Source organism: Nannocystis sp. (genome assembly GCF_016714285.1).
Classification (GTDB): Bacteria; Myxococcota_A; Polyangia; order Nannocystales; family Nannocystaceae; genus Nannocystis.
On the sequence record NZ_JADJNN010000042.1, the window covers coordinates 87,393 to 104,502 of the forward strand.

15 protein-coding genes and 1 pseudogene are annotated in these 17,110 nt (G+C 71.6%); 2 read left to right on the top strand and 14 right to left on the bottom strand.

The features are described from left to right. Positions 1–304: 304 nt before the first annotated feature. From IPJ59_RS36705 to IPJ59_RS38790, 6 genes and pseudogenes are all read right to left on the bottom strand, one after another. Positions 305–772 (bottom strand): DUF2383 domain-containing protein, encoded by a 468-nt coding sequence (locus IPJ59_RS36705; protein ID WP_293257642.1) that lies wholly within the window; start codon positions 770–772, stop codon positions 305–307. 74 nt (positions 773–846) lie between these two features. Beyond that, on the bottom strand, positions 847–1,893 hold the full coding sequence (locus tag IPJ59_RS36710) for a hypothetical protein (RefSeq protein WP_293275827.1): 1,047 nt from the start codon (positions 1,891–1,893) through the stop codon (positions 847–849). A gap of 51 nt (positions 1,894–1,944) precedes the next feature. Further along, a complete protein-coding gene (locus IPJ59_RS36715) occupies positions 1,945–2,802 on the bottom strand; it encodes an ATP-grasp domain-containing protein (protein ID WP_293275828.1) in 858 nt (285 codons plus the stop codon). 4 nt (positions 2,803–2,806) lie between these two features. Continuing rightward, entirely contained in the window at positions 2,807–3,451 is a 645-nt protein-coding gene (locus IPJ59_RS36720; RefSeq protein ID WP_293275829.1) for an Hcp family type VI secretion system effector, read from the bottom strand. A 108-nt stretch (positions 3,452–3,559) separates the two neighbouring features. Beyond that, positions 3,560–5,023, bottom strand: coding sequence for a hypothetical protein (locus IPJ59_RS36725; protein WP_293275830.1), 1,464 nt, complete (start codon positions 5,021–5,023; stop codon positions 3,560–3,562). A 136-nt stretch (positions 5,024–5,159) separates the two neighbouring features. Continuing rightward, positions 5,160–6,980: pseudogene (locus IPJ59_RS38790) on the bottom strand (N-acetylmuramoyl-L-alanine amidase); the annotation flags it as partial. 276 nt (positions 6,981–7,256) lie between these two features. On the opposite strand from IPJ59_RS38790, the gene IPJ59_RS38630 reads away from it, so the two are divergent. After that, positions 7,257–7,556, top strand: coding sequence for a YchJ family protein (locus IPJ59_RS38630; RefSeq protein ID WP_366524775.1), 300 nt, complete (start codon positions 7,257–7,259; stop codon positions 7,554–7,556). Here the strand turns inward: IPJ59_RS38630 and IPJ59_RS36735 are convergent. From IPJ59_RS36735 to IPJ59_RS36770, 8 genes are all read right to left on the bottom strand, one after another. Continuing rightward, on the bottom strand, positions 7,529–8,107 hold the full coding sequence (locus tag IPJ59_RS36735; protein ID WP_293275832.1) for a GNAT family N-acetyltransferase: 579 nt from the start codon (positions 8,105–8,107) through the stop codon (positions 7,529–7,531). The genes IPJ59_RS38630 and IPJ59_RS36735 overlap by 28 nt on opposite strands. A 43-nt stretch (positions 8,108–8,150) precedes the next feature. Further along, complete coding sequence (gene yedA, locus IPJ59_RS36740; RefSeq protein WP_293275833.1) at positions 8,151–9,071, bottom strand: drug/metabolite exporter YedA; 921 nt, start codon at positions 9,069–9,071, stop codon at positions 8,151–8,153. Between the two features lie 102 nt (positions 9,072–9,173). Further along, positions 9,174–10,163 carry a serine/threonine-protein kinase gene (locus IPJ59_RS36745; RefSeq protein WP_293257668.1) on the bottom strand — a complete coding sequence of 330 codons (990 nt, stop codon included), beginning with the start codon at positions 10,161–10,163 and terminating at the stop codon, positions 9,174–9,176. A gap of 114 nt (positions 10,164–10,277) precedes the next feature. Then, positions 10,278–11,720, bottom strand: a complete 1,443-nt coding sequence (locus IPJ59_RS36750; RefSeq protein WP_293275834.1) for a serine/threonine-protein kinase — start codon at positions 11,718–11,720, stop codon at positions 10,278–10,280. Next, positions 11,717–12,550: a hypothetical protein gene (locus IPJ59_RS36755; RefSeq protein WP_293257674.1), complete on the bottom strand. Its 834-nt coding sequence runs from the start codon at positions 12,548–12,550 to the stop codon at positions 11,717–11,719. Before IPJ59_RS36755 ends, IPJ59_RS36750 begins: the two co-directional genes overlap by 4 nt. Before the next feature lie 135 nt (positions 12,551–12,685). Continuing rightward, positions 12,686–13,585 carry a haloalkane dehalogenase gene (locus IPJ59_RS36760; protein ID WP_293275835.1) on the bottom strand — a complete coding sequence of 300 codons (900 nt, stop codon included), beginning with the start codon at positions 13,583–13,585 and terminating at the stop codon, positions 12,686–12,688. Between the two features lie 103 nt (positions 13,586–13,688). Next, complete coding sequence (locus tag IPJ59_RS36765) at positions 13,689–14,684, bottom strand: hypothetical protein (RefSeq protein ID WP_293275836.1); 996 nt, start codon at positions 14,682–14,684, stop codon at positions 13,689–13,691. A 226-nt stretch (positions 14,685–14,910) separates the two neighbouring features. Continuing rightward, positions 14,911–16,143 carry an L-lactate MFS transporter gene (locus IPJ59_RS36770; protein ID WP_293275837.1) on the bottom strand — a complete coding sequence of 411 codons (1,233 nt, stop codon included), beginning with the start codon at positions 16,141–16,143 and terminating at the stop codon, positions 14,911–14,913. A 100-nt stretch (positions 16,144–16,243) separates the two neighbouring features. Here IPJ59_RS36770 and IPJ59_RS36775 point away from each other — a divergent pair, with 100 nt between their 5' ends. Further along, positions 16,244–17,029 carry a hypothetical protein gene (locus IPJ59_RS36775; RefSeq protein WP_293275838.1) on the top strand — a complete coding sequence of 262 codons (786 nt, stop codon included), beginning with the start codon at positions 16,244–16,246 and terminating at the stop codon, positions 17,027–17,029. Positions 17,030–17,110: the final 81 nt, after the last annotated feature.

A 17,110-nucleotide genomic window follows, 5' to 3' on the forward strand; every position in this document is an offset into this window, starting at 1 on the left:
CGTGAGCCTGCTGGTGAGCTGACGGGATCCTGAACGCTGAACGGCGCTCGTGGCGCGGATTATTTAGGCGGATGCTACACAGATGTATAGGCACCGCCGGAGATTAGTTTTCCGGCAAAGCGCGCGCTCTGAATAATTTTTTCGAGACCCGAAACTGCTGTATCGGGCCTGCACGACGACCCGCTGAGGTCCATGGGCCTCATCAAGCGGGTCGCGGAGAGGATGTGCCCGCTGGGGAAGGATCCCCGAGGAGCGCCGGTCAGCGCACAACGAGGCCTCCAGGGGTAGGGCGGAGGCTCGGCTCTCACCACGCGGTCATCGGCCGCGTGGGTGCCTCGAGGACATGGTCACGCAGCGCCTGCAGGCGCGCGTGGTGCTTGCCGCCGCGGTCGCGCAGGAAGCCGAGCAGCTCGTGGAACTCGGCGAGGTTCGGGTCCGCCAGGGCCTTCTCATAGCCGGTGATGCCGACCTGCTCGCCCTTCTGCAGCAGCTGCAGCGGGAGCTCGTCGTTGACGAGGGTGGCGATGTCGTGGACCGCGTTGACCAGGCCACCCCAGGCGCCCCCGTCGTGCGGGATCTTGCCGCCGTCGCGCTCGATCAGGGGACGCAGGCGGGCGACGGAGTCGTCGTGGTCGTTGCGGAGCTCGCGGAGCACCGACTCCTCGGGCTGATTTGCGAACTTCTCCAGCGCACGATCGTAAGCGTCCACGGCGGCGATCTCGCCGCGACACTGGACAATGAGGGCATCGATGGTGGTGGTGGGGAGCGGCATGGCCGAACCATGGTCGAGGGTGATGACCTGTCAAGCGAAGCAGGCCGACCGCGATCACCGCCGGCGAGCGACCCTCACGGGATCCCGCAGAAGCCGACCTTCTCGTACCCGGGCGGCGGATCGGCGAACCATGGCACGCACGACTGCTGCGGGGCCGGGCAGTTCGGCTGGGTCAGGTCGCAGTACGGCGAACAGCAGCTATCGCTCGCGCAACCCGGCACGTTGTTGGCCGGGGCACAGACGAGGCCGGGGTCGCACGCGTTGACGTACTCGCATTTGTCGCCGTACTGGCCAGCGTCGCCAGAGCTGTCCTTGACACATGCGAAGGCGCCGAACTCATCGATACATACCTTGCCGCCCTGGCAATCCTGCTGCAGCGGGTCGCACGGGGCTTCACAGAGCATCAGGACGAAGTCGACGTAGGTTACGCACACGTCCGGCTCGGCGCAGGGCAGGTCGCTCCCGTCGCACATGGCGGCGCAGGTCCCGTCGAGGCACACGAGGCCCTTGGCGCAGGAGTCGACGCCAGTCTTGCCGTCGCCCTCCGAGGTGCACGGCTCGCCGACCCCGGCCGGGTTTGGATCGATCGGTACGCACTGGGTCCCGTTCCACATGCCGTTGCCGAGGGCGTCGGTCGGCGCACACTTCTTGCTCGAGTCGGCGCAGCCCAGGCCGATGAAGCAGGTCTGCGGGTCGCGGCAGCTGAGCGCGCCGCAGATGGCGGGCTCGCACACCTTGTTCGCGCCGCAGAGCGCGGCACATGCGGGCGAGCAAGGATCCGTGGGTACGCAGCCGTCCGGGTTCGGTCGGCACTCGTCCTGACCGACGTCGCCCGAGTGGCCAGCGACGCAGATCTCGCCGGCCCCGCAGCTCAGGTTGCAGGGGATGATGAAGCCGTTGCCGCAGTCCTCGGTGTCGCTGGAGCTCGTGCCGGTGGTGGCCAGACTCGTGGCATTCGTGCCGGTGCTCCCGGTCGAGGTCGGGGGCCCCGAGGTCGGGCCGCTCGTCGTCACGGCGCCGGTCGAGCTGCCATTCGAGGTCTCGGCCGTCTCGCCCGGGTCGGGCGCCTTCGGGCAGGCGAGGATGCACAAGCACGCGAACAGGCCAGCAACCGTGCGCATCGTGCCACGCTATCACGTCGGCGCCGCGGCGAGGCCGGGTCGGTAGCGGCGCTAGCGAGCCGCGAGGCGCAGCGACTTGGCGTGGAGGTGCTCGACCATCGCGCCGGCGATGTCGACGCCCGCGAATTCCTGGGCGTGCGGGTAGTAGCAGGGCATGTTGACCTCGAGCAGGTACCAGCGGCCGGCCGGGTGGCGCAGCAGATCGACGCCGCCGAACTCGCGGCGGGTGACCTGCACGGCGGCGACGGCGAGGGCCACCGCGGCGGGTTCGGGCAAGGTGTAGGCGGCGAGGTCGTCGCTCGGGGTGCTGCGAAAGTCGTCGGGCTCGAGGTCGTTGCGGTAGCCGGCGACGCCGCGATCGCCGACGACGACGACGCGCCAGTGCTCGGCCCCGGGGATGTGGCTCTGCAGCCACGGGGCCACGCCCTGGCTGCGCAGGTAGTCGATCAGGGAGTAGAGGGTCGGCCACGAGTCGGCGCGCATGACCCCGACGCCGCCCTCACCGCCGGTCTTGAGCACGACCGGCAGGCCGCCGAGGCGCTGCACGGCGCGGCGCAGCGGCTCGCGCTCGCGGCTGAAGATCTGCACGCTGCGTGGGATACTGAGGCCGGCGCGTTGAAAGCAGAGCGGCGCGGCGGGGCCGTCGAAGTGCAGGGCGTCGAGGTCGCGATAGAACGTGGCGACGTCGGGGCGGATCAGGAATTGCTCGCAGCGGATCGCCGCGAGGGCGACCGCGGGGCGGTACATCATGGCGAAGGGCGGGAGCTCGCGCTCGTCGTCGAACTCGAAGCGGTTGGCGTCGATCGCCACGAAGGGCAGGTCGCGCGCAGCGCAGGCGGCCCGCAGCAGCTCGCAGGAGCTGGCGGGCACGCTCGAGTCGGTGACGCAGTGGAGGCCCGCGGGGCGCACGGCTTCACTTCGGTTTCGCGGGCTTGACCGGGGGCTTGACGGCGCCTTGCACTGGCGCCTCCCAGTCATCCTGGGCCGTGATGCCGCCGTCGACCCAGGTCCACTCGATCTTCTGGTAGGTCATGGTGACCTGCGTCCTGGGGGCGCCGGTCTCCGGGGTGACGAGGTCGATCGAGGCGATGTTGGCGTTGGTCAGCTTGACCGTGTAGAGCAGCGAGGGCTTGCCGACCTTGTCAGGCCCATAGACGGTGAACTCGACCTCCGTGAGGTTCTCGTTGCTGGCCAGCACCTGGTAGAGGATCGGCGTCGACCGGTCGAGCTCCTTGGTGAACACAAAGGGCTTGTGCATGCGCTGGCCGGTGGGGAGGCCCGACTGGGGGTCGCGCGGCGAGACGATCGAGTGGCTGACTGCGATCACGGCGATCGCCCCCTCCTTGCCCTTCTGCGTCACGCTGCCCTTGATCTCGCCCTGCTTCTGGCCCTTGAGCTTGAGATAGGCGTTGAGCGCCGCGTCGGCCTCGGCCCCCGGTCCGAGGGCCACACCCGTGAGCGCACCGACCACCAACAGCGACTGGATCCACTTCTTCATCACGTACCTCCGGCGCGTCGCGCCGCGGCGAGGGTAGCGGAAATTGGCGAGTCGCTGCACGCGATGTGGATCGTCACCCGAGCGCGAGATGGCGCGCGGGCGAACGCGGGCGCTGGCCTGGAGTGCAGGGCGGGACGGGCTCGCCTCACTTCGTGCCCAGGGTCATCGTCACTTCTTGTCGAGGCTCATCGAGCCAGTGTCATAGACAGCGCCGGCCTTCATGCCGTCGGCCATGTCGCTCATGAGGGTGACGCTCCACTTCTTGCCGTTCTTGATGGCGAGGCCGTAGCTGCCGAGGGGGACGTTCTCGACGGTCCACACGCCGGCGGCGTCGGTCTTGGCGGTGAACTTGACGGGGGCGTCGTGGCACGGCGATTTGGTGAAGAAGCTGGAGGGGCTGGGGCACAGCTCGACGGTGGTGCCGGCGACCGGTGCACCGTCGCGTAAGATCGTGCCAGTGAGGCCGCCCGTGGCGAGCGGGCCGCCCGTGGGTAGATCCTTCGGGCCGGCGCCGAAGACCACGATCTCCTTGATGTCGCCGACCAGCTCGGGGACGCTGCCCGAGGCCCACTCGACCCGCGCGGCGCCGGGGACGATGACGGAGACGCCGATCTCCGAGCCGACCCAGAGGCGGCCAGAGTCGTCGGCGGCGACGGCGGAGATGCTGTCGGCCTTGAAGTCGCGCGACTTCTCGGACGAGTACTTGCGCGGCGAGCCGCCGGCGGGCAGGTGGTACACGTCCTTGTAGCTGATGATGCCGATGCTGCCGCCCTGGGCGAAGTTCACGTCGCTCATCTGGGCGAAGCCCTTGACGCCGACGTTGACCTTGCTGAGCTCCGCCACCTCCGAATTTGGCGTGGCGCCGAACTTGATGAGGGCCTCGTCGATGAGCACGTGGACGTGGCCGTCGGGGGAGAGGGCGAGGTCCTTGAGCCAGAGCTTGCCGCCCTTGGCCTTCTTGAGGCTGACCTCCTTCCACGCGCCGGCGCCGTCGCGCAGGTGGACGCGGTTGGACGAGGCGACCCACACCTTGCCGTCGCGGTCGACGACGATCGCCTCGAGCAGGTCGTCGCCGGCGCCGATGGCCGCCTTCTCCTCGGTGATCCAGGCCTTGCCGTCCCAGTGCGAGACGCCCTTGTAGGTGGAGATCCACGGGTCGCCGTTGGGGGCGATCGAGAGGTGGTCGGGTGAGCCGCCGACGTCGCTGAAGCTGGCCTTGGCGACGGTGTTGAAGCGCGTGCCGTCGAAGCGCAGGATGTCCTCGAAGCCGATCACCCACAGGGCGCCGTCGGGGCCGAGCTGCAGGTCCTTTTGCAGGATCGGGGGCGAGCCGTCGAGGATCTTGAAGGCGCCGTCTTGCAGGCGCGCGATGCCCTGCTTGTCGACGGCGAAGAAGGCCGGGCCGGGCTCGTTGGGCTTCGGTGCGACCAGGGCGGCGGGAGCGAGCGCTTCGGGTTCGGTCCTGGCGGGCTCGGGCGTCGCGGGCTCCTGCTTCGCAGGCTCCTGCTTCGCAGGCTCCTGCTTCGCGGGCTCTTGCTTCGCGGGCTCGGACTTCTTGGCGGGGTCGTTCGAGTCGCAGGCTGCGAGCGCGGCGAGGGCGGAGAGGACGAGGGCCGGCGTGTTGCGCTGCATCGCGCGCGAGGATGCGAGAGGCGGCGACGGCCGTCAAGGACATGTCCTTGCGGACAGCCGAGCGGCCCTCCGGGGCCGTGGGAAGTCGCCTGCCTGAGCCGGCCGGGCGGGGGGGGGGGGGGCTGGTGAGGCGGACCGCGTCGGCGATGACCACGAAGCCGCCGGGGGCCCAGCGCGAGATCAGGACCTTGTTCCACCCGGAGGTGAAGTTGTAGCTGCCCGCGGGGGTCCAGTCGCCGCCGCCGGACTGCATGTCGATGCTCTGGAAGCCGAGCTCGGTGCCGGCGGCGTCGAAGGCGACGACGGGGGTCTGGTCGGAGCGGTTGCCTCCGGCCGTGTACCAGACGTCGACGTTATAGGCGCCGTTGTTGTTGAGGTAGAACCAGAACTCGGCGCCATCGTCCATGGTGGTGGTCGAGGCGTAGAGGTAGTTGCTGCCGTAGTAGCCGGGCGTGGACGCGGTCGAGGTCCACGAGACGGGGGCGTAGAAGTCGGTGTCCAGCGCGTTGTTGGCGTTGGAGCTGTCGACGATGAACTCGGCGGCGTCGGCCTTCGGCGGGTCCGTGGGATCAGCGGTGGGGTCGGCGGTGGGGTCGGTGGGATCGGTGGTGGCGCCGGTGGAGGAGTCGGTGGTCGGGTCCGCGGTTGGATCGGCCGTGGGATCGGCGGTGGGGTCCGCGGTCGGGTCTGGATTGGGCTCGGGCTTGGGCTCGGGCGGCGGATCGGGCTGCGGCTTCTCGTTGTTGCAGGCGGCGTTGATCTTGTCGAAGTAGGTGGCCCACGGCCAGTTCGGGCCCGGGTCCTCGCGGTTGTACGGCTGCAGCTGGCCGTGGCCGACGATGTGGTACTTGTCGCGCGGGATGTCGTTGCGGCGGGTGATGTCGCAGACGAGGTTGGCCGACTGCTGGATCAGGTTGGGGTTCCAGGCGTCCTGCTTGCCGAAGCCGGCGTGCTCGATGCCGATGGTGAAGTTGTTGCTGCTGGCGCCCTCGAGCTCGGCGAGCTTGCCCCCGTTGAGGCTGTTCTTGTACTTGGCGGCGATGTGCCAGGCCTTGTCGGCCTCCTTGACCAGCTGCGTGATCTCCGAGCCGTCCTCCTTGACGACATAGTGGGCGCTGACGCCCGCCTCGGCCTTGGCGAGCCAGCCCCAGCAGCCGGCGTAGGCGCCCTCGCAGGTGTGGATGATGACGATCTGCGGCGTGCCGGCGGCGCCGGCGGGGCGCTTGCTGAAGTTGCCCGAGCTGCGCCAGGTGGCGCCGGCGTAGTCGGGGTTGGCGGCGAGCACGGGCTGGCCGTCGGCGCCGGGATAGTCGGGGATGACGCCGCCCTTGGGCTTGATCTCGGAGATGACGTTGCCGGCGAGGTCGGTGACGACGAGGCCGTTGCTGATCAGGGCGTAGACGTTCTGGTGGATGTAGCTGACGGCGGCGGGGGACTTGGGCTCGATGCCCGAGAGCTCGGCGATCGCCGGGGCCCACGCGCCGAGGTCCTTGCGGTCGATCTTGGCGAGGTCGGCCTTCTCGCGCAGGACCGCGGCGGCGGCGCGGATGTTGAGCGGGCGGGTGGCCTTGACCGAGTCCGCCTCGACGTCCAGCAGCTGGGCGCCGCGGGTGAGGTTCTTGCCGCGCAGGGCCATGGTGCCGAAGGCCGGGTCGATGCCGTCGAACTCGACCTCGCCGACGACCATCTGCCACTGCGACTCGACGTAGCCGACGGCCTTGAGCACGTCGATCGGGACGTCGAACTCGGCGGCCGCTGCCTTGAACTCGGCCTCGATGCCCTTGAGGTACACGCCGGGGTCGGCCTGCGCGGGATCGGCGGGCTCGGGCACGTCCTGGATGCCGTCGCCGCCGCCGTCGTCCTCGGGGCGGTCGCTGGCGTGTTCACACGCGCTGGTGAGCAGGCCGAGAGTTGCGAGGGTGCCGAAAGTGCGGAGGGCAAGCGAGGGACGCCACATTGTGTGCCTCTATATCGAAGCGCGGCGATCGCCACAAGGGGGGCAGCGGCGCGCAGCGGGGTGCACGTGGGCGCGGCGGCGGACCCCTGGGGCCGGCGAAAGGCGAGGGAATCCGCGGCTCGGCCTGGGTGCTCGGGCGGGCGGGCGCCGCGAGGCGCACGGCTGTGGCAAGCTGGCGGCGTGCCTCGCTGTCCCTGCGGTCGTCCGCTCGCGCTGTCTCGCTGCTGCGGCCGCTTTCTGGCCGGGGCGGCGTGGCCCGAGACGGCCGAGGAATTGATGCGCAGTCGATATACCGCGTATGTGCAGGGGAAGGTCGACTATGTGATTGCGACGACCGCGGCGCGCGGGCGCCTGGCGATCGATCGCGACGAGCTGCTGGCGTATTGTCAGCACCTGCGCGGGGTCTCGCTGGCGGTGGTGGAGACGCTCGCGGGCGGGCCGGCGGACGCGAGCGGGGTGGTCGGCTTCGTCGCCACGCTGCGGGTGCAGGGGCGCAAGCAGGTGCAGCGCGAGCGCAGCCGCTTCGCCCGCGAGGGTGGCCGCTGGGTCTACGTCGACGGCGACGTGTTGGCCTGAGCCTGGGGGTGCTCGGCGAGCCAGTCGTCGGCGTCGCGGTAGAACCACGAGAACGGGCCGGACGCGTACCTGGGGTGGGCGAAGCTGCGTTCGCCGTGGTGCTGCAGGCCGGACTTGAGGAGCACGCGCTGGGAGGCGAGGTTGCCCGGGTCGGTGATGGCGACGATGCGCGGCAGGCCGAGGGTGGCAAAGCCGTGGCGGAGGACGGCGGCGGCCATCTCGCTGGCGTAGCCGCGGCCCCAGGCCTCGGCGGCGAGGATGTAGCCGACCTGGATCAGCGATTCGCCGTGCATGTGATTGAGCAGGTGCATGCCGACGCAGGCGCCGGTGGCCCGCAAGGTCGTGGCCCAGATGCCGAGGCCGGGGTTCGATTCATAGTAGTCGAGGATGCGCTCGTGCAGGATCGCCTCGCTCGTGGCCGGGTCGATCGTGCCGCCGCAATATCGCATGACTTGCTCGTCGGCGTGGAGGCGCTGCAAGAACGGGAGGTCGGCGAGCGTGAACCTTCGCAGGGCCAGGCGGGCGGTCTGGACGTGGGGCGTGAGGGACACGGCGCGGGATGGTAGCGCATGCCGAGCGCGGGTGCGCCGATGATCACCGCGTGGGGTCTTGGGGCTTGCGCGGGCGGGCGAGGACGGCGAGGCCGGAGAGGATGATCGCGGCGGCGAGCCAGGTGCTCGGGCCGACGGCCTCGCCCGCGAGCGCGGCCCCGAGGACGATCGCCACGATCGGGTTGACGTAGGCGTAGCTGTTGGCGACGGCGGTGCGGGCGTTGCGGAGGAGGTACGCGTAGGCGGTGAAGCCGACCAGGGAGCCGAACACGATGAGATAGGCGACGGCGAGCAGCGAGCGGGTCGAGGGGACGGCGAGCAGGGGCTCGCCGAAGCCGAGGCTGAGGCCGAGGAGGACGACGCTGGCGGCGAGCATCTGGCTGGCGGCCGCCATGCCGCCGGCGGGCAGCGGGCCGCGGCGGCCGAGGACGACGCCGAGGGCCCAGCACACGGGGGCGAGCACGACCAGCAGGGCGCCGATGCCGGCGGCGTGCAGCTCACCGCCGAGGCTGAGCACGCTGATGCCGAGGAAGCCGAGCGCGAGGCCGAGCCACTCGCGGGCGGACGAGCGCTGACCGCCGATGCCGGCGAACACGGCGGCCCACAGCGGCATGGTGCCGACGACGAGGGCGACCAGGCCGGAGGAGACCCACTGCTCGCCGAGGACGACGAAGCCGTTGCCGCCGACGAACAGGAGGACGCCGGTGATCGCGGCGGTGCGCCACTCGCGGGGGCTCGGGGCCGGGGCGCCGCGCAGGCGCAGGACCAGGTAGAGGCCGCCGCCGGCGATGAGGAAGCGGACCGCGCCGAGGGCGAAGGGCGGGACGGTCTCGAGGGCGATGCGGATCGCCAGGTAGGTCGAGCCCCACAGCAGGTAGACGGTGAGGAGGGCGGCGACCAGGAGCAGCGGCGGGCGGGCGCGCGGGAGGGCGGGGCTCGCGGGGGCGGGGCAATCGTGATCCAAGTGTGGTGATTCTAAGGGGCCGGCTGTGGTGATTCTGGCCGGCGTGGTGTGGTGATTCTGCGGGCGCCGGCTGTGGTGATTCTGCGGGGGCCGGCTTTGTTATCAGGGGCGGCGGCGGAAGGGGCGGGCGAGGGCGGCGAGCCAGGGCCAGGTGCGGCGGGTTGGGGTCTCGGGAGCAGGTTGGCTGGCGATCATCGAGGCGGAGGCGCGGCGGGCGTCATCGATGCCGCCGAGGGCCGCGATGGCGGCGGCCAGCTCGTCCATCGATTCGAAGCGCGACTCGGGGCGCTTGGCGAGGGCCTTGCGGATGATGGCGTCGAAGGCGTCGGGGAGGTCGAGCTCGGGGGCGATGACGCGGGCCGGTTTGGGGTCGTCGATGAGGATGAGGCGGAAGGTCTCGTCGGGGCTGCGGCCGCGGAAGGGGAGGTGGCCGGTGACGAGCTGGTAGAACACGGCGCCGGCGGCGTAGACGTCGACGCGGTGGTCGATGCGGCCGCCGGTGGCCTGCTCCGGGGGCATGTAGAAGATCGTGCCGAGGACGGTGCCGGCGGCGGTGAGCGGGCCGTTGCTGGAGTCGAGCTCGTCCTCGAGCTTCTTTGCGATGCCGAAGTCGACCAGCTTGATGAAGTCCTCGACGCCCTGGAAGCCGATGCGGAAGCAGTTGCCGGGCTTGAGGTCGCGGTGGACGATGCCGTGGCTGTGGGCGGCGGCGAGGGCCTTGCAGATCTGGACCAGGATCTTGGCGGAGCGGCGCAGCGGCAGGCGAACTTCGCGGCGGATCGTGGCCTGCAGATCTTCGCCGTAGAGCAGCTCCATCACGAGGTAGCAGACGCCGGTGTCGGTGACGCCGAAGTCGATCATCTCGACGATGTGCGGGTGGACGATCTTGGAGGTGGCGCGCGCCTCGAGGCGGAAGCGTTCGCGGGTGACGTGATCGCGGCTCCACGGCTCGCGCAGGATCTTGACGGCGAAGCGGCGGCGGGTGTCGACGTGCTCGGCGGCGTAGATCTCGCCCATGCCGCCGCGGGTGAGCTGCTTGACCAGGCGGTAGCGGCCGTCGAGGACGGCATCGACGAGGTTCGGACCCTGCACCGGCGGGCGACGGTAACACAACGGTCGCTCGCGGCGGAGCGGTCGCGGGCGCTCGCGTGCCGGCGTGGTGGGGGCCGTGGACGACGGCGGGGGTCGGATGTCGCGGGCGTCGGATCACCGTCGCGGGCGCGAGGTGATCGCCCAGCCGGCGAGCACGGTGAGGTTGAGGATCGAGTAGACGATGAGCATGTGGCCGGGGGCGTGCTCGGGGCGAGCGGCGACCAGGGCGGCCAGGCCGACGCCGACCAGGGTCGCGGTGAGCATCCAGCGGGCGATGAAGACGGCGCCGACGGCCATGGCGACGGCCGTGAGCAGGAGGTCGGCGATGATGAGCGCGGCCAGGGGGGCGCCGGCGAGGTGGAGCAGCACGCGCGAGAGGGTCATCGCGGTGACGCTGATCATGATCGTGTTGAAGATCGCGCGGTGGTGGGCGTGGGCCCGCAGGGCCGGCCGCGTGGCGAGCCAGGCCGCGGCGAACAGGACCCACACGATCAGGCCCTCGATGCGGTGATAGGCGGCCGTGGTCGGCTCGCCGCTGGCGAGGTTGCGCAGGAGGACGACGAGCTGGATGAGCGCGAAGACAGCGATCCAGGTGGCGATGAGGCGCCGACGCAGGCGCGGCGCGCCGGAGGGGTCGGTCTGGAGATCGACGGCGAGCTCGCGCAGGAGGTCGTCCATGCTCGGCCAGCGGGCGGCGGGGTCGCGGGCGAGGCCGCGGAGCAGCGCCTGGCGCAGCCGCGGCGGGACCTCGACGCCGGGCGGCGGGGCGCGCAGCTCCCCCGCTTCGATGGCGAGGTCGAGCTCCTCGATGCTGGCGCCGGCGAAGGGGCGCTCGCCGTAGAAGGCCTCATAGAGGGCGACGCAGAACGAGAACTGGTCGGAGCGGGCGTCGGCCGGGGCGCGGCGGAACTGCTCGGGGGACATGTACGCGGGCGTGCCGATCAGGGTGCCGGCGCGGGTGAGCTCGGTCGACATGTCGTTTGGGACAGGTGACGAGGGGGCCGTGGGGTCGACGCGGGCGAGGCCGAAGTCGAGGACGCGGACCCTGCCGTCGGCGCCGATCATGGCGTTGTCGGCCTTGAAGTCGCGGTGTGCGAGGCCGGCGGCGTGGGCCGCCGCGAGCCCGCGTCCGGCCTGCAGGTAGCACTCGCGGATCGCGTCGACGCCGGGCGAGCTGGCGTCACGCCAGGCCCGCAGGGTGACGCCCTCGACGTGCTCCATGGCCATGAAGATCTGGCCGGCGAACTCGCCGATGTCGTGGATCTGGACGACGTTGGGGTGGGAGAGGCGAGCGAGGGCCTGGGCCTCGCGCAGCATGCGGGCGCGGGCGTGCGGGTCGTCGCCGGCGGCGTGGAGCAGCTTGATCGCTACGCGACGGTGCAGCTCCTCGTCGTAGGCGACGTGGACCGAGCCCATGCCGCCGCTGCCGATGTGGCGCAGGACGACGTAGCGGCCGAGCCGCGGGGCGGGCGGCAGCATCGACGCGGGGATAGCGAGCTGCAGCGGGGTGTAGGCGGTGCGCTCGGTGGTCTCGTCCATGCCGGCGTCGGGCGTCACAGCGGCAGCACGGCGACGTGGTCGAACTCGACCTTGCCGGGGTAGTGGGCGCTCATCCACACCAGGATCCGGCGCGCGTTGGGCGGGGCGACCAGGTCCCACTCGAGCAGCTTCCAGTCGTAGTCGTTGTCGGCCGAGTCGAGCGGCTTGGGGTTCTTCTCGTCGCCGAAGAAGCCGTCGTTCTCGTCGAGCCACTGGACGCCGAGCACGAACCACGCGGCCGGGTTGACCGCGTTGCCCTCGCTGCGCACGCTGGCCTGGATCCGGTAGCTCGCGCCGCCGGTGATGCTGTTGTAGGGCGACACGGTCTGCACGGCGTAGCAGTCCCACTGGCCCTGGGCGTCGACCGTGATGCCGCCGCCGTCGCAGCCGGGCGCCGGCCCCGACGCGAACACGTGGACGCCGCCGCAGGTCTCGGGCTGGCCCGGCTGGCGGACCTCCCAGCCCGCCGGGGCCTGTCCGTCCATGCCCTCGTCGAGGCTGCCGTGCTCGATCAGGTTGCCCTGCGGGGCGCACAGCGAGGCCGGGGCGCCGGTGGTCGCGTCGCCCGTGCTGCCGGCGCTGGTCGATGTCTCGGGCGCGGCGCTGGTCGAGCTGTCAGCGGCCGAGGTGGTGGTCGGGGTGTCGCTGGTGGTCGGGTCGCTGGTGGTCGTCGTCCCCGCGGCGGACGACTCGCTCGCCGCGCTCGCTTCGGTCGTCGTCGCTGCGGCCGTGATGCTGGTGGGTCCGGTGGGGTCGATCGTCGCCGCCGAGTCGTCGCTGCCCCCCGCGCAGGCGGCGAGCAGCGCGACGCCACCGATCAGGCCGATGTTGCTGTGCTGAGGTCGCATGCCGGGGCACGCTCGCACAGCGCTGGCGGCGAGACAACCGCTGCGTCGGCGGGCTTCGGTCACATGGTCTTTCGGTCAGGTGCGCGTGACCGCGGCTGCAGGTCCAGCGGTCGCGTGGCAGCACATGGTCTTTCGCTAGCGCTGCATGAAGGCGACGACGATGTCGCCGAGCTCCTCACCGGCGTCCTCTTGCAGGAAGTGACCGCTGCGCTGCAGGGTGGTGTGGGGCTGGCCGGCGGCGCCGGGGATGCGGGCCTGGAGGACCCGGTCGGCGCCACGGGTGATCGGGTCGCCGTCGGCGAAGACGGTGAGGAAGGGCCGGGTGAAGCGCTCCAGGCCCTGCCAGGCGGCGAGGTTGGCGGGCACGGCGGGGTCGTCGGCGGTGGTCGGGACCAGCAGCGGGAACTTGCGCGCGCCGGCCTTGAAGGTCTCGTCGGGGAAGGGCGCGTCGTAGGCGGCCCGCACGGCGTCGGTCATCGGTCGCACGCTGCCGCGCTCGACGATGAGGCCGACCGGCAGCTCGGCGACCACCTGCGAGAAGCGCTGCCAGTTGAGGAAGGCCTCGGAGGGCGGGCGCTCGGCGGTGGGCAGGAAGGTGTTGGCGGCGATCACCCGGGCGAAGCGATCGGGCTGCTCACCGACCAGGCGCAGGCCGATGAGGCCGCCCCAGTCCTGACACAGCAGGGTGATGTCGTGCAGCTCGCGGGCGTCGAGGAAGGCGCGCATCCAGTCGACGTGGCGCTGGTAGGTGTAATCGTCGGGCGAGGCCGGCTTGTCGGAGCGACCGAAGCCCGGCAGGTCGGGGGCCACGGCGCGCAGGCCGGCCGCGACGACGCGATCGATGACCTTGCGGTAGAGGAAGGACCACGAGGGCTCGCCGTGCAGCATGAGCACGACCGGGGCATCGCGCGGTCCCTCGTCGACGTAGTGGATGCGCAGGTCCTGACCGTCGACCGGGATGTCCTGGTAGTGCGGGGTGAAGGCGTAGCCGGGGAGGTCGGTGAAGCGGTCGTCGGGGGTGCGCAGGAGCTGCATCGCGGGCGACGATACAGGGTTGTCGGGGCGGCGCGGGGTGAGATCAGCGCGGGCCGCGGGCTGCGACTGCGCATGTGACCCCGAGGGCATGTCCCGGGGGACATTATTCGGAGTTCGAGCAGTCGCGGGCGTCGGCGGGGGCGAGCAGGAATTGGGCGCCGGGGTGGAGCTTGACGGGGGTCGGCATCACGCGGGTCGCGGGGCCCTCGACCTCGACCATGACGAGGGCGCCGCGGCGCGGGCCGGTGCGCACGCGGGTGCCGGCGAGGATCGTGCCGACGAGCTCGGGGCCGCGGCCGGCGTCGACGTGTAGCGGGCGCTCCGCGGTGCAGCCGCCCCAGTGGGAGGTGCCCGCCATGCCGAGGCCGCCGAGGCCGTGCATGGTGCCGCCGTCGGCCCTCGTGAGCTCGTCGACGAGGTGGCCGGTGACCCAGCCGATCACGGTCGCGTCGGCGAGCGGGCCGTCGCTGATCGGCCAGGCGATCTTCGCGTGTGGACCGACGCGCTCGAGCAAGGCGACCGGGACCGGGCGCGCGAGCTGGAGCTGGACGACGGCGGGGCCGTCCATGGTGGCCGCGACGGCGATCGGGCCGCGCGGGCGCAGGCGATGATAGGGGGCCGGACTGTCGCCGTAGCCGCGCTGGAGGGCGAGCCGGTCGCAGGCGACGTCCTGCTCCGGGGTGGCGATGAAGCGGACGCGGCGATCGGGCGGCGGGGCGACGCGCAGGCGCGGGCCGTCGACGGCGCTCCAGCGCAGGGCCGTGCCGCCGCCGGCTCGCACGACGTCGGCGAACAGGAGCTCGTCGCGCGGGTAGACCGGGAGGTCGCGCGCGTGCGGGGTGCTGCGCAGGCGCAGGCCGTGGACCGTGGCCTCGGCGGTGACGCCGTGCTGGGTGCTGAGGCGGAGGGTGTCGGCGCGGGTCAGGGTGGCGTAGATGCGGCCGGAGGGGGTTCGCAGCGGACGCGCGGGGCCGGCGTCCCAGTGCTCCTGCGTGATCTCGCAGGTGGTGGCGGGGGCGATCGGGGCGGGGGTCGGCGTGGCCTCGGGTGGGGCGGGTGGCGGCTCGGTCGGCGCGGGGGCGGTGGGCTGCGCTGGCACGATCGGCGGGCGGGGTCGGGGACGCGGCGGGTGGGGTCGGGGACGCGGCGGGTGGGGTCGGGGGCGCGATCGGAGCGGCGGCGCAGCCGACGAGCAGGAGGGCGAGGCACAGCCGCGGGGTCATGGCGCTCCAGACAGCGCCAGGCGGCCGAAGTTCCCGGCTGCGGCGCGCGGGCTCGTTCGTCGCGGGAAACGTCGCGGTTATCACCGCATATTATCGTCGTACTTATCGTCGCAGCGGCCGGATCGCGGCCGCGAGGACCAGGCCGATGCACAGCAATCCTGTCATGATATAGAGCGTGAGATCGTAGATATGCACGAGGCTGGCGCCGGGCGCGAGCGCGGCCGCGTTGGCCTCGCGGATGCGGGTGATGAGGAGCGGGCCGGCGACGCCGGCGGCGCTCCAGGCGGTGAGGATGACGCCGTGCACGGCACCGACGTTGCGCGCGCCGAACAGGTCGGCCAGGAAGGCGGGGATGGTGGCGAAGCCGCCGCCGTACATGGTGAAGATGATGACGGCGGCGACCTGGAACAGCCCCCAGTGGCCGCCGGCGCCGAGCGTGGGGATGGCGGCGAACAGCAGGGCCTGGACCGCGAAGAACAGCAGGAACACGTTGCGCCGGCCGAGCCAGTCGGACAGCGAGGCCCAGAAGATGCGGCCGAAGGCGTTGAAGCCGGCGATCACGGCGAGCATCTGCGCGGCCTGCTCGGGGGTGCGGGCGAACATGTCCTGCATCAGCGGCGAGGCCTGGGCGAGGATCGAGATGCCGGCGGTGATGTTGATGAAGAGCATGCCCCACAGCAGCCAGAACTGGCGGGTGCGCACGGCCATCGGCATGGTCAGCTCGGCGGCGGCGACGGCGGGCGGGGTGTAGCCGGCGGGGGCCCAGCCGGGCGGCGGGCGATCGAGGGCCCGCGCGGCGACCAGCATGATCACGAGGTAGCTCGCGCCGAGCGCGACGAGGGTGGTGCTCACGCCGTACGCGGCGATCATTCGCTCCTTGAGCGGCGCGGCGATCAGGGCCCCGCCGCCGAAGCCGAGGACGGCCATGCCGGTGGCGAGGCCGCGGCGATCGGGGAACCACTTGATGAGCGCGCTGACGGGCGAGACGTAGGCGAGGCCGAGGCCGGCGCCGCCGACCACGCCGTAGCCGAGGAAGAGCAGCCAGATCGAGCCGAGCCAGACGCCGAGGCCGCCGAGCATCAGACCGCCGCCGAACAGGCAGGCGGCGACGGTGGCGGCGCGGCGCGGGCCGTGGCGCTCGAGCCAGGTGCCGCCGAAGGCGGCGCTGAGGCCGAGCATGGCGATCGCGATCGAGAAGGTGTACGCCGCGGCGCCGCGCGGCCACGCGGGGTGCAGCGCCTCGATCGGCTTATTAAATACGCTCCAGGCGTAGACCGATCCGACGCAGAGGTGGATCGCCACGGCGGCCGGGGGGATCGTCCAGCGACTGCGCATGCCGGGAGGATGCCAGAGGCGCGGTCCGCCGCGGCGGGCGAGCACCAGGGTTTTCGCATGTGATAGGGTCCGCGCTGAAGTTGCGCAGGAGGTCAGGGCGATGGGACGCATGCTGGTCGTGGGCCTGGACGAGCCGGAGATCGTCGATCTGAAGCGCCGGATCGGGTACCCGGTGATCTGCCACGCGCTGCTGCCGGCGATCCGGATCGAGGACGGGCGCCTGCTGGCCGAGCGAGCGAGCGGACCCGGGATGTTGGCGATCGACCGCGTGGTGTTTCACGGGATCTTCGCCGAGGACTATGAATTTCTCACCGCGCTGGCGCTGTGGGGCGGGCCGTGTCTGCCGAGCGCGCGGGGCTTGCTCGACTGCCGCGAGCGCCTGCCGTGCCTGGCGCGGGCGCTGCGGATCACGCGATTCGGCGCGATGCCTCGCTCGTGGGCGACGCGGGGGCAGAGCATCGAGCGCGCGGGCGACACGGTCGGCAAGTGGGGCAACTGGCACTGCGGCGAGAACAAGGTGCGATTCACGGGCAGCCACACGCCGGAGGAGCCGACGATCTATGAGCCCTTCATCGTCGGCGAGGCGGTGCGCATCGCCCTGGTGGGGCCGCACGCGTGGCAGATCCGGCTGGCCGGGGACACGTGGCTCAAGTCGATCCACGAGCCCGGGGCGGCGTTCATGCCGATCGACGAGGCGCTGCTGGCGGACGCACGGGCGCTGGCCGCGGGGCTCGGGCTCGAGGTGATCGGGGTCGACTATATGCTCGGTGTCGACGGGTCGCGGCACTTGCTCGAGGTCAATCACGCGGCGAACGTGACGGTGTTCCCGGCGATCCGCGAGGCCTTCCTCGATCTGGTGGCCGCGTGGGGCGACGACGGGGCGTGACGATCAGGTCGCTCCCCGCGTGGATCGCCTCGAGCCGCGCTGAGGGCTGCTCTCGGTGCATCTGGGTGCGTTTGCGCGAGT